Genomic DNA, 22941 nt, shown 5'->3' with positions numbered 1-22941 from the left:
CATGCACAAGCTTCAAGCAAAAATTCTCGACCCGCGTCTCGGCCAGGATTTCCCACTGCCCGAATACGCCACCAGCGGCTCCGCCGGCCTCGACCTGCGCGCAATGCTACAGGCCGATACGACCCTGGAGCCGGGCCAGACCCTGCTGATTCCCACCGGGCTGTCGATCCATATTGCCGACCCCGGCCTGGCAGCACTGGTGCTGCCGCGCTCAGGACTGGGCCACAAGCACGGCATCGTGCTGGGCAACCTGGTCGGCCTGATCGATTCGGACTACCAGGGCGAACTGATGGTGTCCTGCTGGAACCGCGGCCAGAGCGCCTTCAGCATCGCCATCGGCGAGCGCATTGCCCAGCTGGTGCTGGTTCCGGTGATTCAGGCACAGTTCGAGCTGGTCACGGAATTCGACAGCACCGACCGCGGCGCCGGCGGCTTCGGTCACTCCGGTAGCCACTGAGCAGCCCCGCTTTCAGGACGACCCGAGGAGCCCCATGAAACTCTTCAAGCGCACCGCCAAGGACACCGGCGTACTCAATCCCGCCGAAACCACTTCGTCACCCGCCCGCCGACCGCTGGGCCTCGGCGCCCTGACGCCCGGCCTGCTGGCCGGCCTGATCGGGTTCGCGGTGGCCACAGCTTTGTTGTGGCTTGCCTATCAATCCGCACAGCAGCAACAAGCTGCGCAACTGGCGCAGGCCTGGGGCCAGAGCCAGGCGTCAGCCCTTGCACAGGCCTTGCGTCACCTTGCCAATGACACCCGCAGCATCGCAAGCGACCCGCAATTGCTCGAAGCCCTGCTCAGCGGGCAACCCGAGCGTGTGCGCGCCGCCGAGCAGGCGCTGATCCGGCATGAGGGCGTCGTCGACGTCCATCTCAGCCGACGCGGTCAGGCGCGGCAGAATTCCGAACGACCCGGCCCACTCAATTTTGCCGCGCTGGATATCCTGCAACGCGCCGAAAGCGGTCCGCCACCCGCCCCCGAAGCCTTTCGCGTGGGCAATCGCTGGCTGGTCTACAGTGCCGTAGCGCTGCATTCAGATCCTCAACAACCGGCCCAGGGCACGCTCTTGCGGGTGATCAGCCTTGATCGCCTGCTGGCCACACTGCCGAGCCTGCCAGCCGAAGCGGGGCAGTTGCGTCTGGTGCAACAGTTCCCCAACGCACCCGCGCAACTGCTGACACAGCGCGGCGGCGCCGGGCTGGATGATCAGGCCATCACCCTGCAAAGCGGCAACCCCAACTGGACGCTCAGTTTTCTGCCGGCGGGGCAGCCAGGCGTCATGTCACTCTCCCCCGCGCTGCTGCTGGGTGCTGTGCTGGCGGCACTTTGCGGGCTGCTGCTGGGCCTGCAGCTGGTACTGGGCGCGCAGCAGCGCCGCCTGCGTGAAGATGTCACGCACCTGGGGCAGATGCTGCAGGAACTCTCCAATGGCAAGACCATCAAAACTCCGACCTTGAGCCTGCCGGCGCTTGATGCGCTGGCCAGGAATCTGGCCCGCCTGTCACAGCGCGGCACGGCAATGGCCACACCCAAAGCCAGCGTCGCAGCGCAGCCCGCCGCGCGCCAGACCCCATCCACCGAGTACGTCGATCCCTTGTTTCAAAACACCGATATTCTCGACATTGACATTCTCGACGAGGACCAGGATTGGTTGGGCCTCGATACGAAGGAGCGAGAAACCGCAATGAACGCCCCAAAAGCCCCGAAACTACCCGCCAGCATTTTTCGCGCCTACGACATTCGCGGTGTGGTCGGCGACAGCCTGACCACGGAAACCGCGTACTGGGTCGGTCGCGCCGTCGGCTCCGAAAGCCTCGCCAAGGGCGAGCCGAATGTATCGGTAGGCCGCGATGGCCGACTCTCCGGCCCCGAGCTGGTCGAGCACCTGATTCAGGGCCTGGTGGACAGCGGCTGCAGCGTCAGCGACGTCGGCATGGTGCCGACTCCGGTGCTCTATTACGCCGCCAACGTGCTGGCCGGCAAATCAGGTGTAATGCTCACCGGCAGCCACAACCCGCCGGACTACAACGGCTTCAAGATCGTGATTGCTGGCGACACCCTGGCCAACGAGCAGATCCAGGCGCTGCGCCTGCGCATCGAGAACAACGACCTGGCCGAAGGTGTCGGCCAGGCCGAGCAGATCGACGTGCTGGACCGCTATTTCAAGCGCATCCGCGAGGACATCGCGCTGGCCAAGCCGATGAAGGTGGTGGTCGACTGCGGCAACGGTGTCGCCGGCGTGATCGCCCCGCAACTGATCGAAGCCCTGGGCTGCAAGGTCATACCGCTGTTCTGCGATGTCGACGGCAACTTCCCCAATCATCATCCGGACCCGGGCAAGCTGGAAAATCTCGAGGACCTGATTGCCAAGGTCAAGTCCGAGAACGCCGACCTGGGTCTGGCCTTCGATGGCGACGGTGACCGCGTCGGTGTGGTGACCAACACCGGCACCGTGATCTACCCCGACCGCCTGTTGATGCTCTTCGCCAAGGATGTGGTTTCACGCAACCCCGGTGCCGACATCATCTTCGACGTCAAATGCACGCGCCGTCTGACACCCCTGATCAGCGGCTATGGCGGTCGCCCGGTAATGTGGAAGACCGGGCACTCGCTGATCAAGAAGAAAATGAAGGAGACCGGCGCCCTGCTGGCCGGCGAGATGAGCGGCCATATCTTCTTCAAGGAGCGCTGGTACGGCTTCGATGACGGCATCTACAGCGCCGCGCGGCTGCTGGAGATCCTCAGCCAGGACAAGCGCACGGCCGAGCAGGTATTCGCCGCCTTCCCCAACGACCTGTCGACGCCGGAAATCAACATCGCCGTTACCGAAGAGAGCAAGTTCACCATCATCGAGACCTTGCAGCGCGACGCACAGTGGGGCGAAGCCAGCGTCACCACGCTCGATGGCCTGCGGGTCGATTATCCGAAAGGCTGGGGCCTGGTGCGCGCCTCCAACACCACACCGGTGCTGGTGCTACGCTTCGAGGCCGAAAGCGAGGGCGAGCTCAAGCGCATACAGGACGTCTTCCGCGCTCAGCTTTATACTGTCGCGCCTGATCTCAAACTGCCGTTCTGACTTGCGGAGCCCTGCATGACCCTCAGCCGTGAAGCTGCCACCCAATTCGCCCAGGTTCTCTCCGAAGCGTTGCCCTACATCCGCCGCTTCGTCGGCAAGACGCTGGTCATCAAGTACGGCGGCAATGCGATGGAAAGCGAGGAGCTGAAAACCGGCTTCGCCCGCGACATCGTGCTGATGAAGGCCGTGGGCATCAACCCGGTGGTCGTGCATGGCGGCGGGCCACAGATTGGCGATCTGCTCAAGCGTCTGAACATCGAAAGCCATTTCATCGACGGCATGCGCGTGACCGACAGCCAGACCATGGACGTGGTGGAAATGGTGCTTGGCGGACAGGTCAACAAGAGCATTGTCAGCCTGATCAACCAGCACGGCGGCAGCGCCATCGGCCTGACCGGCAAGGACGCCGGCCTGATCCGTGCGAAGAAGCTCAAGGCCAGCCGCAAGACGCCAGAAATGACCCAGCCGGAAATCATCGATATCGGCCATGTCGGTGAAGTCACCGGCATCAACACCGAGTTGCTGGACATGCTGGTGCATGGCAACTTCATTCCGGTCATCGCCCCCATCGGGGTCGGCCCCAATGGCGAGTCCTACAACATCAACGCCGACCTTGTCGCGGGCAAGGTCGCCGAGGCGCTGAAGGCCGAAAAGCTGATGCTGCTGACCAATATCGCCGGCCTGATGGACAAGCAGGGCCAGGTCCTGACCGGCCTGTCCACCACCCAGGTCGACGAGCTGATCGCCGACGGCACCATCTACGGCGGCATGCTGCCAAAGATCCGCTGCGCCCTTGAAGCCGTGCAGGGCGGCGTGCACAGCGCCCACATCATCGACGGTCGGGTACCCAACGCCGTGCTGCTGGAAATCTTCACCGACATCGGTGTCGGCACCCTGATTACCAACAACCAGCGCTGATTTCGCAGCCTTCGCACAAAGACAAAAGGAGAGCCAAGGCTCTCCTTTTGTCGTTATCGCGCCCGAAAACTGTTTCACCGCACACGGATATAGCAAGGCTTCCAGCATCCCCGGATAGATCGGTCCAGAGCGGTCCCACGGAATATGTAAAGCCGAGAACCACCCTTGTGGATCGCCGAAGGGGGCAGCTTCCAGCCTGATCGCTCTCGGACTGCCGCTACAGCTGAATCCAGGTCGCCTTCAATTCGGTGTACTTGTCGAAGGCATGCAGCGACTTGTCGCGACCGTTGCCGGACTGCTTGAAGCCACCAAAGGGAGCAGTCATGTCGCCACCGTCGTACTGGTTGACCCACACGCTGCCGGCACGCAGCGCCCGTGCGGTGCGATGGGCCTTGGAGAGGTCGGCAGTCCACACCGCCGCAGCCAGGCCGTAGGGCGTGTCGTTGGCAATCGCAATCGCTTCTTCGGCGGTATCGAAGGTGATCACCGACAGCACCGGGCCGAAGATTTCTTCCTGGGCGATCTTCATCGCGTTGCTGACACCATCGAAGATAGTCGGCTCGACGTACAGCCCGCCGGTTTCCTCCAGCGTGCGCCGGCCACCGATCAGCACCTGAGCGCCCTCGTTGCGACCAGCGTCGATGTAACCGAGCACGGTATTCAGCTGCTGATTGTCCACCAGCGCGCCGACATTGGTCGCAGGGTCCAGTGGATTGCCTGGGCGCCAGCCCTTGAGCGCCTCGACCACCATCGGCAGAAAGCGCTCCTTGACCGAACGCTCTACCAGCAGCCGCGAGCCGGCCGTGCACACCTCGCCCTGATTGAAGGCGATAGCGCCGGCAGCCGCTTCGGCAGCGGCCTGCAGGTCCGGCGCATCGGCAAAGACGATGTTCGGGCTCTTGCCACCGGCTTCCAGCCAGACGCGCTTCATGTTCGATTCGCCGGCATGGATCATCAGCTGCTTGGCGACTCGCGTGGAGCCGGTGAAGACCAGGGTATCGACATCCATGTGCAGCGCCAGCGCCTTGCCGACGGTATGGCCGTAGCCCGGCAGCACGTTGAGCACGCCGGCCGGGATACCGGCCTCGATCGCCAGCTGCGCCATGCGAATGGCACTCAGCGGCGACTTCTCGGAGGGCTTGAGCACCACCGAGTTGCCGGTGGCCAAGGCCGGGCCGAGCTTCCAGCAGGCCATCATCAGCGGGAAATTCCAGGGCACGATGGCCGCCACCACGCCGACCGGCTCGCGGGTCACCAAGCCCAGCTGGTCATGGGGCGTGGCCGCCACCTCGTCGTAGATCTTGTCGATGGCCTCGCCGGACCAGCGCAACGCTCGCGCCGCGCCCGGGATGTCCACCGCCAGCGAGTCACCGATCGGTTTGCCCATGTCGAGGGTTTCCAGCAATGCCAGCTCTTCGGCATGAGCTTCCAGCAGATCGGCGAAACGGATCATCACCGCCTTGCGCTTGGCCGGCGCCTGCCGTGACCAGACACCGGACTCGAAGGCCGTTCGTGCACTGAGCACCGCCCGCTCGGCATCGGCAGCGTCGCAGCTGGCCACCTGCGCCAGCACCCGGCCATCGATGGGGCTGATGCAGTCGAACGTAGCCCCGGCTAGGGAGGCGCTGCATTCACCCTGAATAAAGGCCCGCCCCTCGATATGCAGGTCGCGTGCGCGCTGTTGCCAGTCGGCGAGAGTCAGGGTGGTCATGGTGCGTCCTCGGTAATAGTCGAACAATGAGAAAGGCACCCTAAACCAGCGGCGCCGGGGCTATCAATATTTTTTACGCGAACAGGTTTTACCGCCTTGTTTTGTGCGTTTTATTAAACATAGACTCGCCTATCCGCTGTGCGGTCGGCAGTTTGTACGCATCAGCATAGCCCCACACGCTGCATGACCGGAGCTACCATGGCCAACGATCCGCACTCCAGCGCAACCGCTGAACATTTCTGGATGCCCTTCACCGCCAACCGCCAGTTCAAGGCGAACCCGCGCCTGCTGGAAAAGGCCGAAGGGATGTACTACACCGACACCGCTGGCCGCCAGGTGATCGACGGCACCGCCGGCCTCTGGTGCTGCAACGCCGGCCATGGCCGCCGGGAAGTCACCGAGGCGGTCAGCCGGCAGATCGCCCACATGGATTTCGCGCCGACCTTCCAGATGGGTCACCCTTTGCCCTTTGAACTGGCCGAGCGCCTGGCGCAGATCGCACCGCCGGGCCTGAATAGGGTGTTCTTCACCAATTCCGGCTCCGAATCAGCCGATACCGCTCTGAAAGTCGCCCTCGCCTACCAGCGAGCCATTGGCCAGGGCAGCCGTACCCGCCTGATCGGTCGCGAGCTGGCTTACCACGGTGTCGGGTTCGGCGGCATCTCGGTCGGCGGCATGGGCAACAACCGCAAGGCGTTCGGCAGCGCGCTGCTGCCGGGCGTGGATCACCTGCCGCATACCCTCGACCTCAAGCGCAATGCTTTCAGCCGCGGGCTGCCAGCGCACGGTGTGGAACTGGCCGATGAACTGGAGCGGCTGGTGACGCTGCATGGCGCGGACAACATTGCCGCAGTGATCGTCGAGCCCATGTCCGGCTCAGCTGGCGTGATACTGCCGCCGCAGGGCTATCTGCAGCGTCTGCGGGAGATCACCGCGAAACACGGCATCCTGCTGATTTTCGACGAGGTGATCACCGGCTTCGGACGCGTCGGCGAGGCGTTTGCCGCGCAGCGCTGGGGCGTCACGCCGGACATCCTCACCTGTGCCAAGGGCCTGACCAACGGCGCTATTCCCATGGGCGCGGTGATGGTGTCCGAGCAGATCCACGAAGCGTTCATGCGCGGCCCGGAAAGCACCATCGAGTTCTTCCACGGCTACACCTACTCAGGTCATCCGGTGGCCTGCGCTGCAGCCCTGGCCACACTGGAAATCTACCAGCGGGAGAATCTGTTCCAGAAGGCCATCGAACTCGAACGCTACTGGCAGGACGCCCTGTTCAGCCTGCAGGACCTGCCGAACGTCATCGACATCCGCACTGTCGGTCTGGTCGCCGGCATCCAGTTCGCCGCCCATGCCGATGGCATCGGCAAGCGCGGCTACGAAGTGTTTCGCCAGAGTTTCGAGGATGGCCTGCTGGTACGTGCCAGCGGCGATACCCTAGCCCTGTCGCCGGCACTGATCGCCGAGAAGACACACATCGACGCCATCATCGAACGCTTCGCCGGGGCCATTCGCAAGGCAAGCTGAGAAAGCCCGACACCAGAACGAAAAAACCCGCCGATTGGCGGGTTTTTTCTTCAAGGGCCGATCAATTACTTGATCTTGGCTTCCTTGTACATCACGTGCTTGCGCACGACCGGATCGTACTTCTTGATTTCGATCTTGTCGGGCGTAGTGCGCTTGTTCTTGTCGGTGGTGTAGAAGTGGCCGGTACCGGCGCTGGACACCAAACGGATCAGGTCACGCATGATAGTTCTCCTTAAACCTTTTCGCCGCGGGCGCGCAGCTCGGACAGAACGACGTCAATGCCGCGCTTGTCGATGATGCGCATGCCTTTGGCAGTCAGGCGCAGACGGACGAAGCGGTTCTCAGACTCGACCCAGAAGCGGTGATGCTGCAGGTTCGGCAGGAAACGACGACGGGTTTTGTTGTTTGCGTGGGAAACGTTGTTTCCAGTTACCGGACCCTTACCGGTAACTTGACAGACTCTCGACATGGCTCAGCCCTCTAAAACCACATGCCCAACCCGGCATGGGTTGGCCGCTTGAATTCACTTGTCTTTTGGCGCTCAGCGCCACGTTTCATTGGGGTCTTACCGGCTACGCTACAAACGAACAAAGCGTGCCCCTAGAAAAGAGCGCTGCTTTATATCAGAAAGCCCCCCATGCAACAAGCAAGAGTTGAAAATTCAACTGCTTGTCGTAGCGACTGAACAGGCCCTGACGCTGTCCCAGGCAATCTGCGCCAGCAGGTCGCGATACTCGGCCAGCGCTCGCTTGCTACGCCCGGCGAGCCAGTTGCGCGCCATGTCCTGGGTCGGGCCGATGACCACCGAGACGAAACATTCACCGGGAATCACCTTGAACGCGCCGGCCTCACGGTGCCGCCGCAGGATCGCCGCAATGTGACTACCGTGCGCCTGGTTGAACTCGCGCAGCTGCTCACCTCTCTCGCCGGCTTCCACCCGCCCCCGGTTGTGCAGGATGAAGCGCGCCCAGTCCGGATTGGCCACGACCCAATCGACATAACAGGTGACGAACAGTTTCACGCAGGCTTCAGCGTCCAGCGTGTCCACCAGTCCGTTTTCCAGCAGCGCCGCGTACTCGCCGACACCTTCCAGGTAGAGTGCAGCGATGATCCGCTCACGGTTGCCGAAGTGGTGGTAGAGGCTGCCGGTACTGGCGCCCGAACGATCCCGGATCATCTCGATGGTGGTGGCATCAACGCCATGCTCGGTGAAGCAGGCAAGCGCTGCCTGAAGAATTTCCTGTTTGCGTGACGAGCGCGCCATCAAGCCTCCGACGAACTAGAATATTTTTCTAGAATTTTATTCTGACGTTCGTATACTCCCTCATCCAACCCATCCGGGAAAGTGCGGAGAACAAGAAAATGGCAACCCTACAGCCCGAACTGCGCTGGATCGACAACGGCAACGGTCAGCAGTTGGCCAGCCAGTGGTACACGCCGGCGGAGCAACCGCGCGGCGCCGTGCTGATCGCGCCGGCAATCGGCGTCAAGCAACGCTTCTACACGGACTTCGCCACCTGGCTGGCCACCCAGGGTTATCTGGCGGTGACCTTTGACTATGCCGGCATCGGCCAGTCACGCCGCAGCTCCCTGCGCACGCTGAAGGTCGACATTCTCGACTGGGCCAGACACGACTGCAGCGCCATGCTCGACCGGCTCGACAATGCGGCGCAGGAAACGCCGCTGTACTGGATCGGCCACAGCCTGGGTGCGCAGGTGCTGCCGATGGTCCGGGGAAACGAGCGCCTGACACGCATCATCACCATCGCCGCCGGCAGCGGTTACTGGCGCGAGAACAGTCCGCAGATCCGCAAGCAGGCCTGGCTGCTCTGGCACGGCCTGGCGCCGACGCTTACCGCCGTCGCCGGTTACTTTCCCGGCGAGCGCCTCGGCGCGGTAGGCGACCTGCCAGCCGGGGTGATCCGCCAGTGGCGGCGCTGGTGTCTGCACCCTGAGTACCTGATCGGTGTTGAAGGCGAGCCGGTACAACGGGCTTTCGACGCGGTGAGAACACCGCTGGTTTCGCTCTCCTTCAGCGACGATGAAATGATGTCGGCCCGCAATACCGAGTCGCTGCATGGTTTCTACAGGTTCGCGCCCAAGACCATGCACCGCCTCGCCCCAAAAGAGATCGGCGTGGAGCGCATCGGCCACTTCGGATTCTTCCGCAAGCACTTGCAGAACCCTCTGTGGGAACCCCATTTGCTGCCAGAACTGCGGCTGGAACGACCGGCACCTGAGCGCGCATAAACAGGCGGATCAACGCAGCCCGCGCGGCGAAAAGACTTCCGCCCTACGGATCAAGGCTCAGCCGCGCGGCGCGGCGGTCAAGAGCTGCGGATCAATGCGCAGCAGACGTACGGAACGCGCATCGACCAGGCTGGCAGGAGAGACCTCAGCCGGCAGCGTGAGCAGCAGGCCGGTCAGGTTCAGCACCAGCGCTTCGCGTGTGAACACTTCGGAGCCCAGGCCGTAATAGCCGGCAATTGCCTGGCGCAACCCCAACGGCAAGCGCCACTGGATACGCAGCGACGAACCAAAGCCCGCCGCGCGCTCGCGCAACAGCAACGGCAGGTCCTCATCCTGCAGCTCGCCACCAGCCTCAAGCCAGCTCTGCAGACTGCGCAGCAGCGCCAGCTCGCCGAGGTTATGCAACAGCCCGGCGGTGTAGCAAAGATTGATATCCAGCTTGAGCCGGCGCGCCAACCAGCCGGCGAGTTTGGCCACACGCAGGGCTTGCTCGCTGATGCCGAGGGCCAGTTGCGCCAGACGCGGATCGGCCAGTTGCGCGTTACGCTGCACAGTCATTTCCAGCACCAGATCGAGCGTGCGCCTGACACCCAGCCGCGGCAGCGCCTGGGCCAGCGTCTGGCTGGCAGTACCCTGATGCTGACCAGCGCTGTTGGCCACACTGATCAGCCGCGCGGTGATTTGCGGGTCGCGGGAAAACTGCTCCTCCAACATACCCAGATTCCTGTCGGCGGCATTCAGGCATTCGCTGATCGCCACCTGCACCGACTCCAGCAAGGGCGCCCCAGGATTGCTCTTGCGCATGCGCTCAAGAAAGGTGGCCAGCGTATCGGTCGGAGGCGCATGCGCAGAACGGCCTCCTGCCGACTGCGGCAATAGCTTGTCCAACCGCTGGCGCAGGTCGTCGAGATCACAAGGCTTGCCGAGGTACGCCGCAAGCCCGAGCGGTAATGCCGCGCGGACGCTGGCCCTGTCCATGCGCTCGCTGATCAGAATGCACGCCAGCCGCTGCGTCGGAACCCGGCAACGCAGCTCACGCAGCAAGGCGCGCCCATCGAGGCCATCCAGCTCGCCATCGACGATCAGCAACCTGGGCAGTTCGCGCTTGCATGCGGCAAGGGCCGCATAACCGTCATGGGCCTGGACGACGCGCAAGCCCGGGCGCAGGCTACCGATCAGCTGCTCGAGCTGTTCGGCACGCCAAGGCTCGCTGAAGGCGATCAAGACAAATGAGGCATTGGCCAGAGTGGGCACAGCGTTCCAGATAAAAGCGCAACGTAGCGCCTTATTCTGGGCTTCGAATGACAAAAGAGCCAGCCTCGGTCAGGGCCGGCTCCTCACGCAACGGACCGCTACAGACCCAGGCAGATGTACTTGATTTCCAGATAATCCTCGATGCCGTATTTGGAACCTTCACGCCCGAGACCAGAAGACTTCACCCCGCCGAAGGGTGCAACCTCGGTGGAAATCATCCCGGTGTTGACGCCCACCATGCCTGATTCCAGCGCCTCGGCCACGCGGAACACCCGGCCCAGGTCGCGGGCGTAGAAATACGCCGCCAGCCCGAACTCGGTGTCGTTGGCCAGAGCAATGGCTTCGGCCTCGTCCTTGAAGCGGAACAGCGGCGCCAGCGGGCCGAAGGTTTCCTCCTTCGCCACCTTGGCCGTGTGCGGCACGTTGATCATCAGGGTCGGCTCGAAGTAGCTGCCGCCGAGGCTGTGCGCCTTACCGCCGGTGACCACCTGGGCGCCCTGGGCCACGGCGTCCTCGATATGCTCACGGACCTTGGCAGCAGCCTTGTCATCGATCAGCGGTCCCACATCGACGCCGTCATCGAGACCATTGCCGATCTTCAGCTTCTCCACCGCAGCCTGGAATTTCTGCGCGAAGGCGTCGTACACGCCGTCCTGCACATAGATGCGGTTGACGCAGACGCAAGTCTGCCCGGCGTTGCGGTACTTGGATTGCATGGCACCCTTGACCGCCTCATCCAGGTCGGCATCGTCGAACACCAGGAACGGCGCATTGCCGCCCAGTTCCAGCGAGACCTTCTTGATGCCCGACGCACACTGCGCCATCAGCTTGGCGCCGACTTCGGTGGAGCCGGTGAAGGTGATCTTGCGCACGATGGGGTTGGCGGTCAGCTCATTGCCGATGTCGCCAGCAGAGCCGGTGACCACGCTGAACACGCCCTTGGGGATGCCGGCGCGCTCGGCCAGCTCGGCCAGGGCCAGCGCGGAGAACGGCGTCTGGCTGGCCGGCTTGACCACCATGGTGCAGCCCGCCGCCAGCGCCGGGCCGGCCTTGCGGGTGATCATCGCCGCCGGGAAATTCCAGGGTGTGATCGCCGCTGTCACGCCGATCGGCTGCTTGATGACGATGATGCGCTTGTCCTTCTGGTGCCCCGGGATGGTGTCGCCGTAGATGCGCTTGGCTTCTTCGGCGAACCACTCGATAAAGGAGGCGGCGTAGGCGATTTCGCCACGGGATTCAGCCAGTGGCTTGCCCTGCTCCAGGGTCATCAGCCGGGCCAGGTCTTCCTGATTTTCAAGGATCAGCTCGTACCAGCGGCGCAGCGTCTGCGAGCGCTCCTTGGCAGTCAGCTCGCGCCAGGCCGGCAGCGCGCGCTCGGCGGCCTCGATGGCGCGGCGGGTTTCGGTAGCACCCATCTTCGGCACCGTCCCGAGAATCTCGTTGCTGGCCGGGTTGTTCACCTTGTGCGTCTCGCCGCCGTCGGCGTCGAGCCAGGCGCCATCGATATAAGCCTGCTGGCGGAACAGGGAAGGATCTTTCAGTTGCATGGTGCTCTCCTGAAGGCTTGCGCTGCCCGCGACAGGCGGCCTGCGTCAGTGAATGTCTGCGGTGTCCATCAGAGACTGCCAGGCAAGGCCCGGTTCAACCGCATGCAGATGCCAACCATCCTATTGCCGCCATTGGCAGCCGGGCAAGCTCATGCCGCCAGACATTGTCGGGGCATAGATCGTCCTGATGGGCATTCTGTTAAGCCTTGTTACGCGTCACCATCGGTGAGTACCGGGCAGGGTATAGTTTCGCGCGGCAGGATAGAGCCTGCCGTCTCTGTTTAATGGATTGTTGAGGAATTACCGTGAAAGCACTGTTGATGGGCGCCATGGCGACCGCCCTGCTGGCAAGCACTGCCGCGCACGCGCAAATGAAACCCGAGGACATGGTCGAAGCCCGCAAGGCCGGCTACCAGTTCATGGCCTGGAACATGGGCAAGATCAAGGCACAGGTCATCGACGGCAAGGAGCCTTTTGATCAGGCCAAGGTCGCTGCCGCCGCCAACGCCATCGCCGCCATCGCCAACTCCGGCATGGGCGCGCTGTACAGCCCGGAAACCACCACCGATCAGCTGGGCAGTGACACCCGCCTGAAGCCCGACTTCTTCCAGAACCTGGAAAAGGCCGGCCAGATCGGTCGCGACTTCACCCTGGCCGCCAACCAGCTCGCCAGCGTCGCCGCCGAAGGCGACCAGGCCGCGATCAAAAAAGCCTTCGGTGATGTTGGCGGCTCCTGCAAGTCCTGCCACGACAACTTCCGCGCCGAGTAATCAGCCGACCATGCATGCCGGCCGGCCTGCGCCGCCCGGCTTCGGCTACCAGTCCAGCGTGGGCGCCGCAGCCGCGGGCGGCGGCGCCACCCAACCGGCGGCTGATTGCACCCCCCAAACCGTCCCGACCGCCAGCAGCACAATCAGCACCGCCGCCAACAGCGAACCGCCTCGCGCATCCCGCTGAGCCGGATACTCACGCCTTGCGCGCCCCTTGATCATCGCGCCAACCAGCGGCTTGCGCCGGACCAGCGTATACCAGGCAATCGCCGCCAGATGCAGGCCGATAAAGCCCACCAGCAGCCACTTCGCCTGTCGATGCAAACCCGTCAGCCAGCTGCCGGTATCACTGGAGACCAGTGCATAAAGCGGCCCCTTGAAGGCGATATCATCGGTTGCCATCAAACCACTGATCACCTGAAAACCCACCAGCCCCAGCATGGCGAGCACCGACAGCGCGCCCAGCGGGTTATGTCCCGCCTCCTGCCAGTTGCCCTGCAGATAGCTTTTCACCCCGAACGCCGCACCCAGAATGCGCGACCAGCGCGCATAGGTGGAGCCGACAAAACCCCATAGCAGACGGAACACCAGCAAACCCAGCACCAGCAGCCCCAGCCGACCGTGCCAGATCATCAGACCACCGCCCAGCCAGCCGGTAGTGATGGCCGCAACCACCGCAACGGCAAAGGTCCAGTGGAAAATGCGCAGCGGCGCGTCCCAGAGCTTGATATGGCTCGACATCCCTTACCCCCGATAACGTCCCGACTTCGGCCAAAGGCCTTCCTGGCGACCAAGGTTAACAGCCGGACCCGCGCTTGGCAGCCGCCACAAGCCCATTCCAGAGCCTTTACAGGCTCCTCGCCAGCGCTATTGCAGCTTCCTGTGGAGCAAATCCAAACCCCCTCGCCAGCATGGACGCCCCCGGTGGACATGCGTATGATTGCGCCCCGCAACGCACCAGTAGCTCAGCTGGATAGAGTACTGCCCTCCGAAGGCAGGGGTCGTGGGTTCGAATCCCGCCTGGTGCGCCATACAAAAAAAGGCCTCTGGAGAAATCCAGAGGCCTTTTGTTTTTGAAATGTCGTTTATCAATGGTGCGCAAGGGCTGGGCTTGCTCCGTCCTCGCTTTAGCAGATGAAATCAGCGGCGCATACGCTCGTTCATCTGCAACTGGCGGAAATCCTCGTAGGTGCATGTGCGCGGCTCGCTGCCGGTAAGGTCATAGCAACGCTGTCCATAACCCATCGGCCAATAAGCGATGCCCACCGGCGGCCAGAAGATCGAGGCGACTCGAAAGCGGCTGCGCAGTTTACCGCTGTTGACCGTCTCTGACTGCTGATCCACCAGGCGATAAGGAATACCGCCGGTCGCACCCCACGAAAACGGACGGCTGCGCACGAGCCCCTCATCGAAGCTGGCGGGTCTCTCGTTGACCACCAGCCGGGTGTCGTCTGGCAATTTGAACCAGGCGCCAGTCGAGCAGCCAGCCACCAACAAAGTGAGAGGGAGCAGCAGAGTCAAGCGGGCTTTCATATGAGGTCCTTCTGAGAATGAATGAAGATTAATAGCGAAAGATTGCGATCGAGTAGCCGCGGAAATGGGTGAGTTTGACGGACTTGAGGCGCATGGGGGATTTTCTTATCTATAGCTGACCAGCGAAGGCTCTTTGGCTCAAACAGCCGGCTAACTCATCTTGCGCCCCAAGCGCCACAAGAAGGCGCTCTTTATACGCCTGAATAGTTCTATAGCGCTCAAGAAAAGCTATTTGCAGGTCATGGGGTGGCAAAGCCACTGGGGTCTTCGCAATCAACCCAACATTCAATGTAGGCTGCGCTACGGCGCGAGTTTCCCGCACGAAATAACCTTGAACCACCGGATTCTGGAGGTAGCGATAAACATACTCGCGGTTTACGCCTTCACGAATAGGTATACGCGTAACTGCCCGCGCAATATTCCATCCAATCATTGCATCGCTGACCCAGCCGACACGACCAATAGTGCCTACGCACGCGATTAGAATTTCATTTCCTTTAAGCTTTGATTTTCTATGCTTCGAATCAATGCTCGCCGAGACTCGCCTGAGCTGGTTGACGTTAGGAGTAACATCAGAAAGGTCTCCAGACCTTACCAATGGAACACCGTCTTCTTCATCATCACCCGGCTGAACAACGCCGTAGTTCAATTTGTCATCTGGATCAACAAGCGTAGAAAGCTCAACGACCTTCCACCCCTTCGGATTGGTCACCGGGTCGCCGAACATGTCCAGAAACACGGCACGGAGGAAGTCGTCGGCGAGCTGGATGGCTTGCTGGCGTTTGCGGCGGATGGCGTCGGCTTTGACGAGGATGGCGGCGATGCGCTTTTGTTCGGGCAGGGGTGGAAGGGGAATCAACCTGTCCTCCATCGCAGACTTGGTAACGTGAATCATCGTAGATCCGGTACCTTGCTCTCTCTTGATACTCTCCACATCGTTTTGCAGCGCATAAAAAAGGTACTTTTTATCAACAACCCCCTCATCTATCACAATCTTCCATATGTGATAGTGGTAAATAACTTTTTTGCCGCCCCAGATTCGCGGACCAAACGATGCGGACCATGCGTACAGCAGATCGCCATGATCACAATACTTATCCTCAGGAAGTTCCAAGTCCGAATAATACCAATCCCTGTTGGAGAAAAAATTCCCGACCCTTAGAACTTCATACTTACCCTCAGACAATAGCTCATCTTTAGCGTATGCCCTGCCGTTTATTAAGGTACAAACCGTTGAAAGCTTAACCATCGGCCAACTCACAGCATCCCCTCCAGCTCATCCAGATCCGCCAGAATTTCGTTCTCCAGCCCCTTGAGCCGTTGCAGAATCACCTTCGGGTCTTCGTACTGCTCTTGCTGGTACTCCACCTCCTTGTAGCGGTTGATGGAGAGGTCGTACTTGTTAGCGGTGATATCTTGGGCCTGCACGACAAAGGCCTTTTTGCGCTTGTCGCCAAACAGGGTGTTGATGGTGCTGGCGCTGACATTGCTCTCAACCATCTGCCGGTATTTGTGCCACTGGGCAATGGCATCGGGCAGGTCGTTGCCTGCTTCACCCTTGAGCGGGGTGCGTTTGTCGTCCAGGGAGTAGCCATCGGCTTGCAGGTCGTAGAACCACACACGCTCGGTGCTGCCGCCCTTGGTGAACATCAGGATGGCGGTGCTGACGCCGGCGTAGGGTTTGAACACGCCGCTGGGCAGGCTGACGATGCCTTCCAACTGGTTGTTGTCGAGCAGCTCCTGGCGCAGTTGCTGGTGCGCCTTGCTGGCGCCAAACACAACACCGTCCGGCACGATCACCGCAGCGCGGCCACCGAGTTTGAGCGAACGGAGGATATGGGCGACGAACAGCAGTTCGGTCTTCTTGGTTTTCACCAGGCCGAGCACGTCGGGGTTGGTGTTGCTTTCGTCCAGGCTGCCCTTGAACGGCGGGTTGGCCAGCACCACGTCGAAGAAGTTCTGTTCCTGGCGCGGGTAGTGCTCCTTGATGGATTTGCTCAGGCAGTCCTGATACAGGATGTTCGCGCCGTTTACCCCGTGCAGCATCATGTTCATGCTGGAGACGCGGAGCATGGTGGTGTCGAAGTCGAAGCCCCAGAACATCTGGCTGTTGATGTGTTGGCGGTAGGGTTCGAGCAGGTCGCCGGTAAAGTGCCGGTTGCCCTCTTCATCGGTGAAGATACCCGCCTCGCTGGAGTGCTGGCGGTTGAGGTATTCCATGGTGCGGGCGAGAAAGCCCGCGGTGCCGCAGGCAGGGTCGCAGATCACGTCGGTTGGTTGCGGTGCGATCAGCTCGATCATCGCGTCGATGATATGGCGCGGCGTGCGGAACTGGCCGTTGATGCCGGCAGTGGTGAGCTTGCTCAGCAGGTATTCGTAGATATCGCCCTTTACATCGCTCTGGGTCAGCGGCAGGTCGTTGACCATCTCCACGGCGGAGGTCAGCACCGACTCGTTCTTGATCTCCAGATCGGCGTCCTGCATGTATTCGCCGATATGCCCCAGCCCTTCCAGCGCACTGCCCTCCTCGCCCAGGCCATCGACCACATCGGACTTTTTACCCAACTTGGCGAAGTAGGGATAGACGTTGTGCTTGAGGTGCTGGTGTAGCTGCTTTCCGCCCATATGATGGAAGTTCTTCCAGCGCAGCAGTTGGCCTTCCGGGGTGTCGGGGAACAGGCGATCGAAGGTTTTGCCGGTGCGGTTGGCCTTGCGCTCGGCCACGTCTTCCTGCATGTCGAGCATGCGGGCGAACATCAGGTAGCTGATCTGCTCGATCACGGTCAGCGGGTTGGTGATGCCGCCGGTCCAGAACTTTTCCCAGAGTTTGTCGATATCGTTGCGGAGTTTGCCGGTGAGCATGGGGGGTTCTGTGTCCTATTTCCTGGTGTTTGCTTGGTATTGAGCGGCAGCTTCCTGGATACGCAGCAGTTTTTCCCGCTCGCGTTCCAGCTCGCGCTGGAGTTCTTCTTCGCTGGGCAGCGCGGTGAGGTATTTGGAGGCGAACAGCTGTTTGCTTTCGCTGAGTACGGAGTATTTGGCGACGGTGTTATTGCGCTCGCTGCAGAGGATCAGGCCAATCGTTGGGTTGTCATCGGCACGGCGCTTGTGCTCCTCGTACATGCGCACATACATGTCCATCTGCCCCACATCCTGGTGGGTGAGCTTGTGCATCTTCAGGTCGATAAGCAGAAAGCATTTGAGGTGGAAGTTGTAGAAGACCAGATCGATGAAGTAGTCACCATCATCGGTGCGGATGCGCTGCTGACGCTCGACAAAGGCAAAGCCCTTGCCCAGCTCCAGCAGGAATTGTTGCAGGTTGCTGATGATGGCCTGCTCCAGGTCACTTTCCTGCCAGGTTTTGTTCTGGAGATTGAGGAAGTCGAGGATGTAGGGGTCACGCAGGTAGTGCTTGGCGTCTTCGAGCAGCTCCCCGATTTTCTGTTGGGCTTCCTGTTCTACCGTCGGTTTGTCCTTGCTGGCCAGCAGGCGTTCGTAGTAGAGCACACCGATCTGGCGTTCCAGTGCGCGCACGCCCCAGCCTTGTTGCGCGGCCTCGCGCATGTACCAGTCACGCGCACGGGGTTTGTCGATACGTGCCAGCAGGTTGTAGTGCGACCAGCTCAATTCGAGAGACAGTGTCTCTCGAATTGGAAAAGCCAGGTAAAAGCGGCGCATATTGCGCAGGTTGGTGACATCAAAACCTTTGCCAAACTCGCGTTGCAGGCGCTCGGACAGCTGTTTGAGTTGCTGCTTGCCGTACTCGGCCCGCTCCTGCCCCTGCTGCTCCTGCTCAACGATCAATCGGCCCACCTGCCAGTAGGCCTGCACCATCTGCTGGTTGATCGCCTGCCTTACCTGTTGGCGAGCCTGCTGAATGACCTCCGCGATGGCGCTGTAGAGGCTGTCGTCCGTGAGACTCTGGCTAGCCACGTTGCGCCTCCTGCTTCAGGAAAGGTTTAAGCACCGCGATCAGATCGCCTACATCATCGGGGCTGAATACGCCGTCGATGCCTTCGTGAGAGACGCTGTCGAACGGCGGTTCGTAGAGCTTTTCCACTTTGATGCTGCCGTGCTGGGCGATGTGGTTTTTCAGCAGGTTCATAAAGCGCACCTGCTGGGCGGTCAGGCTGGGGTGAGCATGCAGGAAGCTCTTGAAGTGCGCCTCGATGGCTTGTGCATCGAGGCCGATAAGCTCGCGCACGGTGAGATGCAACTGATCCGCAGTGCGACCATAGAACTCGTTGAGCACCTCCAGGCTGACACCGGGGTGGCTGGTGAGGATGGTCGAGGTGAGGGTTTGCAACTCGGCCTCGGCAATGAGCTCGCCCTTGTGGATTTTCTGCAGGGTCGGGTTGGCGGCGAGCATGCTGTCGAGAATGTCCTTGAGGCGGCGGCGGTAGATCATTGCCTCGTTGGCGCCAACGATCTTCACTTCGCGCTCGCCTACCTGCACGCCACCATCTCCAGCCTTGGTGCTGGGCATGGCATAAATCCCACCGCCTGCGGTTTGGCGATACTTCATGATGCCGCGCAGTTCCTTGCGGGCGCTTTCCAGTTTGTCGATGCTCGGCTGCTGCCAGAATTCGGCGCTGCGTACTTCGGCAATCAACACATCCTTCTGGCGCACGGCCTGGATGTTCACGGCGAGTTTGTCCAGTTCAGCCAAGAGGACGATCTTGCCATCGTCGAAGCAACTGGCCTGATCGACCAGACAGCGCTGGATGCCCGCGATCAACTTGTCCAGCGCGGTGGCGTGTTTGTCGCGCAGCACTCGGGCGGACATCAGAGGCGCGATGGTATCGCTGAGCAGGTGCTGGGTTTTAGCATCAAGCCCTTGTAGCTGATTGCCCTGCTGTAGCTGGTGAACCAGCCGCAGCTCACGCCTGACCGCTACGCTGGTGTCCGGCAGGTCATTGATATCCGCCCGCAGCAGCTCAATCGCAGCGTCAAAAGCAGCCACATGGTTCTGCTTGAGTGCCGCCTGCGCCAGCTCCAGGCGTGCTTCGAAGGTGGTCTGCAACAGCGACTTGCCGCCGGTATCTTCCGGCTCCTGATACTCCTGCTCGAAGAAATCGAAGTTGCCGTAGTGGTCGAAGATGAGGAACTCGGTCTTGTCCTTGCCGGGGCCGAACAGGTTGGGGCGCAGGCGGGTGCCACGACCGATCATCTGCCAGAACTTAACCCAGGATTTGACCGGCTTGGCGAACACCAGGTTGACCACTTCGGGTACGTCGATGCCGGTGTCGAGCATGTCGACCGAGATGGCGATGCGGAAGTCGTTATCCGGCTTCTTGAACTCCTTGATCAGGGTGTCCACGTGCGGAATGGCGTTGTGGATGACCTTGCAGACCTTGGTGCCGTACTGCGGGTAGAGCTTGCAGAAGAGCTTTTCCAGGTGTTCGGCGTGATCCTGGCGCTGGGCGAAGACGATGGTCTTGCCGACCAGTGAGCCGGTCTCATCCTTGATGCCGTTGTCGATCAGGTTTTCCAGGATGATGCGGTCGGTGTCCTCGCTGAAGATCTTGCGCCCGATGTCCTTGCCGGCGATGGTGGTGCGCCTGGCTTCTTCCTCGCCGAGGTCTTCTTCTAGCTGGCGTTGCTGCTCGTCGCTCAGGTCGTTGTAGTGGATGCCGTCGCGCAGGAAGTCGGTGGTGAGGTCACGCACGCGAAACGGCACCAGATACGGCGGCTCGTTGTTGATGGCGGCATCCAGACCGAATTCGAAGGTGGGGTCGGTGGTTTCGCAGTCGAAAATATCGAAGGTGTTGCGGCTGATGAACTTCACCGGGGTGGCGGTGAGGCCGACCTGCAGCGCGTCGAAGTAGTCGAACAGGTCACGGTACTTGTTGTAGATGCTGCGGTGGCTTTCGTCAGCGATGATCAGGTCGAAGAAGCCGATATCCAGCTGGGCGAAGCGATTCATCATGCCTGGGTAGGTAGCGATATAGATGCGCGCTGTCTGATCCACCTTGTTGGTTTCACCAATCACGCAGCGTGGCTCGCTGGACAGGTTATGCCTGAAGGCCTCATCGGCCTGCACGCGCAGTTCCTTGCGATCGCAGAGAAACAGTACACGCTTGGCCCAGCTGGTACGCAGCAACAGCTCGGCCAGGGCGATGGCGACGCGGGTCTTGCCGGTGCCCGTGGCCTGGATGATCAGAGCCTTGCGCCGCTGCTGCTGGAAGTGCGCGGCAACGGTCTTGATGGCTTCGATCTGGTAGGGGCGGTCGGCAATGCTCAGCTCGGGGTTGTGCCTTTCCAGTTCGGGGATGCGGTATTGGCGCTGGTAGTTCAGGTACTCAAGACTGTCCTTGCTGTAGAGGCCATAAACCGGGCGGTAGGTGTTGTACTGCCTGTCGTCCCAGATAAAGGTTTCGTAGCCGTTGCTGTAGAAGATCACCGGGCGCTGCATGCCCATGCGCTCGAAGCCATCGGCGTACATGCGGGCCTGTTCGCGCCCGGCCTGCAAGCTGACATTGCCGGATTTCTTGGCTTCGATCACGGCCAGGGGCTGGCCGTTGTCACCCCATAGCACGTAGTCCGCACGGCCCTTGCCGGAGACGTTGCCGGGGAAGTCGACTTCTACTTCCTGGCCGACCTGCGCCGGATTGCTGACATCCCAGCCGGCCTGCAACAGCATGGCGTCGATCAGCAGTGCACGGGTCTTGGCTTCATTCCATTGCAGGCTGTTGGCAACTTTCTGGCTCTGCTGCTGGCGCTTTTGCTGGTCGGGCTTGGCCGGCGGTTCGAGCTTGTCGAGGTGGCGGGTGCGCTCCTGCTCCAGCCTGTCCATGACGCGCTGCAGCTCTTCCTGCTGCTGGTCGAGTTCCTTTTCGTAGCTGGAGACGGTCTTCTGCAAGCCGGCCAACGCAGCAGTCGGGTCCTGCACCTCGGCAAACTCGGGGATAGCAGCCTGCGCTGTGCCGTAGTACTTGATGGCCATGTACATGGCCAATTGATAGGCGGTCTTCAGCGCCAGTTGCGCATTACGCAGCTCGCCTTCGGCACCATGGGCGGTGTCGTTGCCTTGAATACGCAGGAAGTTGATCTGGTGAACCAGGGGCTTGCTGACGCAATCGACAAACACCGGATTTTTCACCAGCTCATAGAAGCTCGACTGTGGCAGGCGTGGCAGCAGCTCTTCCTTGTAGACGGCTTTGGTCAGCTCTTCGGCGAAGCTGCGCAGGCGTGTCAACGCGCTACCCGGATCGATGTGCAGCACCGCCTCGGCCAAGCCGGCGAGATTCGCCAGCAATTCGTTGCCGGGGCGAAGAAACTCGAAGTTGACTGATTTCATAAAGGTGCTTCTGTCCATGTCGGTCCTGTAGCGAGAGCGAGGACCATGCCAATTTTATTCAATGCCGTATCTGTCCCTGCAGTTGCTCAGCGTCTGCTGGCTTTTAAGGCCCAGCAGGCTGGCAGCACGGATTTTGTTGTTGCCTACAACAAAATTTTCTACTGCTCCGGCACCTGACCATGGATCGCAACGTGCTGACCAATCAGCGCCAGTCTTCGATCGAGTTCATTCATGAGGCGCAGCTGGGTCGCCATGACTTCTTTCTTGTTGAAGAATCCGGGCTGCTCGGTGTGAAGACCAAAGCGGCTGTTGATCGCAGCCGGTGACATGACCACCTGATAGGCCTTCGACGCGTGGTTGTAGATGGCGCACAGCAGACCGTTGGTGGTCTGCGACGGATGAACGAATACCAGCGTCAACCACTGCCCCGTGCGCATCTGGATGCTGCTGTCGGCAAACCCGAAGCAAGCCTCGCTGCCATCGCCCAGCCTGATCCAGAACTCGTGCTCGGTGGTGGTGTAGCTGCTGATGTGCATCGAGGAGTGTGCGCTGCCGCCCATGGAGCCATAACCACCATAGACATACCCGCCATTGCTGGCGCTGTGGGAATGAGAAGCCGAGAGGTGGGTGTTGGCGCGCTTTTGCGTATCCAGAACCTGGCCGGTCAAGGCGAAAAAGCGCAGTTCGTGGTCGAAGTGGCGGAACCCTTCATCAAGGAAGTTCTCGTCATTCGGCGACAGGGTGATGTCGTACATCGTACGAATCAGTTCTTCGCGCGCGGCCTTGTCACGCTTGGCCTTCTCCTGCAATTGCGCGCGGTGCGCCTTGGCATCCTCGAAGGCCTTGATGGCCTGGGCCTTTACGATGGGACTCTTTTCCCTGGCGAAGGCCGAGGTTTTCTCCGTCGCCTCCTTGATGACCGGCGCCGCTTTCAAGCTGGCTTCGGCAGCCAGTTCCTTTGCGCGATTCAGGGCCTGGGAGGCTTTCTCAACCATTTCCGGGTTCGCCTGTACGGCCTTTTGCTTCAGGTCATCCCATAAGCTCATGCGGGGTA

The 22941-nt window shown here is 61.1% G+C and carries 20 protein-coding genes and 1 tRNA gene; 8 read left to right on the top strand and 13 right to left on the bottom strand.

Features of this window, described 5'->3' with window-relative positions; genetic code table 11:
* The first annotated feature begins 1 nt into the window (after position 1).
* From dut to argB, 3 genes are all read left to right on the top strand, one after another.
* Positions 2–457, top strand: a complete 456-nt coding sequence (gene dut, locus NAV32_RS04850) for a dUTP diphosphatase (RefSeq protein ID WP_256051661.1) — start codon at positions 2–4, stop codon at positions 455–457.
* 1228 nt (positions 458–1685) lie between these two features.
* Entirely contained in the window at positions 1686–3077 is a 1392-nt protein-coding gene (algC, locus tag NAV32_RS04845) for a phosphomannomutase/phosphoglucomutase (RefSeq protein ID WP_256051732.1), read from the top strand.
* A gap of 15 nt (positions 3078–3092) precedes the next feature.
* Positions 3093–3995, top strand: a complete 903-nt coding sequence (gene argB, locus NAV32_RS04840) for an acetylglutamate kinase (protein ID WP_256051660.1) — start codon at positions 3093–3095, stop codon at positions 3993–3995.
* Between the two features lie 217 nt (positions 3996–4212).
* Here the strand turns inward: argB and NAV32_RS04835 are convergent, their stop codons facing one another.
* On the bottom strand, positions 4213–5706 hold the full coding sequence (locus tag NAV32_RS04835; protein WP_256051659.1) for an aldehyde dehydrogenase: 1494 nt from the start codon (positions 5704–5706) through the stop codon (positions 4213–4215).
* 198 nt (positions 5707–5904) lie between these two features.
* Between NAV32_RS04835 and NAV32_RS04830 the strand changes: the two genes are divergently transcribed.
* The gene (locus NAV32_RS04830) at positions 5905–7233 is read left to right on the top strand and encodes an aspartate aminotransferase family protein (protein ID WP_272890147.1); all 1329 of its coding nucleotides are present in this window, start codon (positions 5905–5907) and stop codon (positions 7231–7233) included.
* 65 nt (positions 7234–7298) lie between these two features.
* On the opposite strand, the gene rpmG is transcribed toward NAV32_RS04830, so the two are convergent.
* From rpmG to NAV32_RS04815, 3 genes are all read right to left on the bottom strand, one after another.
* On the bottom strand, positions 7299–7454 hold the full coding sequence (gene rpmG / locus NAV32_RS04825) for a 50S ribosomal protein L33 (RefSeq protein ID WP_045423166.1): 156 nt from the start codon (positions 7452–7454) through the stop codon (positions 7299–7301).
* Between the two features lie 11 nt (positions 7455–7465).
* Positions 7466–7702, bottom strand: a complete 237-nt coding sequence (rpmB, locus tag NAV32_RS04820) for a 50S ribosomal protein L28 (RefSeq protein WP_102820383.1) — start codon at positions 7700–7702, stop codon at positions 7466–7468.
* A gap of 192 nt (positions 7703–7894) precedes the next feature.
* Positions 7895–8497, bottom strand: a complete 603-nt coding sequence (locus NAV32_RS04815) for a TetR/AcrR family transcriptional regulator (protein ID WP_256051657.1) — start codon at positions 8495–8497, stop codon at positions 7895–7897.
* 98 nt (positions 8498–8595) lie between these two features.
* Here NAV32_RS04815 and NAV32_RS04810 point away from each other — a divergent pair, with 98 nt between their 5' ends.
* Positions 8596–9483: an alpha/beta fold hydrolase gene (locus NAV32_RS04810; RefSeq protein WP_256051656.1), complete on the top strand. Its 888-nt coding sequence runs from the start codon at positions 8596–8598 to the stop codon at positions 9481–9483.
* A gap of 57 nt (positions 9484–9540) precedes the next feature.
* Here NAV32_RS04810 and NAV32_RS04805 read toward each other — a convergent pair whose 3' ends face one another.
* Positions 9541–10737, bottom strand: coding sequence for an HDOD domain-containing protein (locus NAV32_RS04805; protein ID WP_256051655.1), 1197 nt, complete (start codon positions 10735–10737; stop codon positions 9541–9543).
* 98 nt (positions 10738–10835) lie between these two features.
* Complete coding sequence (gene gabD / locus NAV32_RS04800; protein WP_256051654.1) at positions 10836–12284, bottom strand: NADP-dependent succinate-semialdehyde dehydrogenase; 1449 nt, start codon at positions 12282–12284, stop codon at positions 10836–10838.
* A 317-nt stretch (positions 12285–12601) separates the two neighbouring features.
* On the opposite strand from gabD, the gene NAV32_RS04795 reads away from it, so the two are divergent.
* Positions 12602–13054, top strand: coding sequence for a c-type cytochrome (locus tag NAV32_RS04795; RefSeq protein ID WP_256051731.1), 453 nt, complete (start codon positions 12602–12604; stop codon positions 13052–13054).
* A 45-nt stretch (positions 13055–13099) separates the two neighbouring features.
* Here the strand turns inward: NAV32_RS04795 and NAV32_RS04790 are convergent, their stop codons facing one another.
* A complete protein-coding gene (locus tag NAV32_RS04790) occupies positions 13100–13795 on the bottom strand; it encodes a cytochrome b/b6 domain-containing protein (protein WP_256051653.1) in 696 nt (231 codons plus the stop codon).
* Positions 13796–14008: 213 nt separating this feature from the next.
* Here NAV32_RS04790 and NAV32_RS04785 point away from each other — a divergent pair.
* Positions 14009–14085, top strand: a tRNA-Arg gene (locus NAV32_RS04785).
* A gap of 109 nt (positions 14086–14194) precedes the next feature.
* On the opposite strand, the gene NAV32_RS04780 is transcribed toward NAV32_RS04785, so the two are convergent.
* From NAV32_RS04780 to NAV32_RS04760, 5 genes are all read right to left on the bottom strand, one after another.
* The gene (locus NAV32_RS04780) at positions 14195–14587 is read right to left on the bottom strand and encodes a hypothetical protein (protein ID WP_256051652.1); all 393 of its coding nucleotides are present in this window, start codon (positions 14585–14587) and stop codon (positions 14195–14197) included.
* 109 nt (positions 14588–14696) lie between these two features.
* Entirely contained in the window at positions 14697–15848 is a 1152-nt protein-coding gene (locus NAV32_RS04775) for a restriction endonuclease subunit S (RefSeq protein ID WP_256051651.1), read from the bottom strand.
* A complete protein-coding gene (locus tag NAV32_RS04770) occupies positions 15845–17449 on the bottom strand; it encodes a type I restriction-modification system subunit M (RefSeq protein WP_256051650.1) in 1605 nt (534 codons plus the stop codon). Before NAV32_RS04770 ends, NAV32_RS04775 begins: the two co-directional genes overlap by 4 nt.
* A 15-nt stretch (positions 17450–17464) precedes the next feature.
* Positions 17465–18520: a PDDEXK nuclease domain-containing protein gene (locus NAV32_RS04765; RefSeq protein ID WP_256051649.1), complete on the bottom strand. Its 1056-nt coding sequence runs from the start codon at positions 18518–18520 to the stop codon at positions 17465–17467.
* Positions 18513–21887 carry a DEAD/DEAH box helicase family protein gene (locus NAV32_RS04760; protein WP_256051648.1) on the bottom strand — a complete coding sequence of 1125 codons (3375 nt, stop codon included), beginning with the start codon at positions 21885–21887 and terminating at the stop codon, positions 18513–18515. Before NAV32_RS04760 ends, NAV32_RS04765 begins: the two co-directional genes overlap by 8 nt.
* A 45-nt stretch (positions 21888–21932) precedes the next feature.
* On the opposite strand from NAV32_RS04760, the gene NAV32_RS04755 reads away from it, so the two are divergent.
* The gene (locus tag NAV32_RS04755) at positions 21933–22064 is read left to right on the top strand and encodes a hypothetical protein (protein ID WP_256051647.1); all 132 of its coding nucleotides are present in this window, start codon (positions 21933–21935) and stop codon (positions 22062–22064) included.
* Here NAV32_RS04755 and NAV32_RS04750 read toward each other — a convergent pair.
* Positions 22046–22933: a hypothetical protein gene (locus tag NAV32_RS04750; protein WP_256051646.1), complete on the bottom strand. Its 888-nt coding sequence runs from the start codon at positions 22931–22933 to the stop codon at positions 22046–22048. The two genes, NAV32_RS04755 and NAV32_RS04750, sit on opposite strands and share 19 nt — an antisense overlap.
* Between the last annotated feature and the right edge of the window lie 8 nt (positions 22934–22941).

Source organism: Stutzerimonas stutzeri (assembly GCF_024448695.1).
GTDB classification, from domain to species: domain Bacteria; phylum Pseudomonadota; class Gammaproteobacteria; order Pseudomonadales; family Pseudomonadaceae; genus Stutzerimonas; species Stutzerimonas stutzeri_T.
This window is presented reverse-complemented; position numbering and strand designations above follow the sequence as displayed.

Coding starts and splice junctions, on each gene's coding strand:
- NAV32_RS04760 (WP_256051648.1), bottom strand. CDS start 21,887: ATGAAATCAGTCAACTTCGAGTTTCTTCGCCCCGGCAACGAATTGCTG.
- rpmB (WP_102820383.1), bottom strand. CDS start 7,702: ATGTCGAGAGTCTGTCAAGTTACCGGTAAGGGTCCGGTAACTGGAAAC.
- NAV32_RS04790 (WP_256051653.1), bottom strand. CDS start 13,795: ATGTCGAGCCATATCAAGCTCTGGGACGCGCCGCTGCGCATTTTCCAC.
- NAV32_RS04750 (WP_256051646.1), bottom strand. CDS start 22,933: ATGAGCTTATGGGATGACCTGAAGCAAAAGGCCGTACAGGCGAACCCG.
- NAV32_RS04780 (WP_256051652.1), bottom strand. CDS start 14,587: ATGAAAGCCCGCTTGACTCTGCTGCTCCCTCTCACTTTGTTGGTGGCT.
- rpmG (WP_045423166.1), bottom strand. CDS start 7,454: ATGCGTGACCTGATCCGTTTGGTGTCCAGCGCCGGTACCGGCCACTTC.
- dut (WP_256051661.1), top strand. CDS start 2: ATGCACAAGCTTCAAGCAAAAATTCTCGACCCGCGTCTCGGCCAGGAT.
- NAV32_RS04810 (WP_256051656.1), top strand. CDS start 8,596: ATGGCAACCCTACAGCCCGAACTGCGCTGGATCGACAACGGCAACGGT.
- algC (WP_256051732.1), top strand. CDS start 1,686: ATGAACGCCCCAAAAGCCCCGAAACTACCCGCCAGCATTTTTCGCGCC.
- NAV32_RS04770 (WP_256051650.1), bottom strand. CDS start 17,449: ATGCTCACCGGCAAACTCCGCAACGATATCGACAAACTCTGGGAAAAG.
- gabD (WP_256051654.1), bottom strand. CDS start 12,284: ATGCAACTGAAAGATCCTTCCCTGTTCCGCCAGCAGGCTTATATCGAT.
- NAV32_RS04755 (WP_256051647.1), top strand. CDS start 21,933: ATGCCAATTTTATTCAATGCCGTATCTGTCCCTGCAGTTGCTCAGCGT.
- NAV32_RS04830 (WP_272890147.1), top strand. CDS start 5,905: ATGGCCAACGATCCGCACTCCAGCGCAACCGCTGAACATTTCTGGATG.
- NAV32_RS04835 (WP_256051659.1), bottom strand. CDS start 5,706: ATGACCACCCTGACTCTCGCCGACTGGCAACAGCGCGCACGCGACCTG.
- argB (WP_256051660.1), top strand. CDS start 3,093: ATGACCCTCAGCCGTGAAGCTGCCACCCAATTCGCCCAGGTTCTCTCC.
- NAV32_RS04815 (WP_256051657.1), bottom strand. CDS start 8,497: ATGGCGCGCTCGTCACGCAAACAGGAAATTCTTCAGGCAGCGCTTGCC.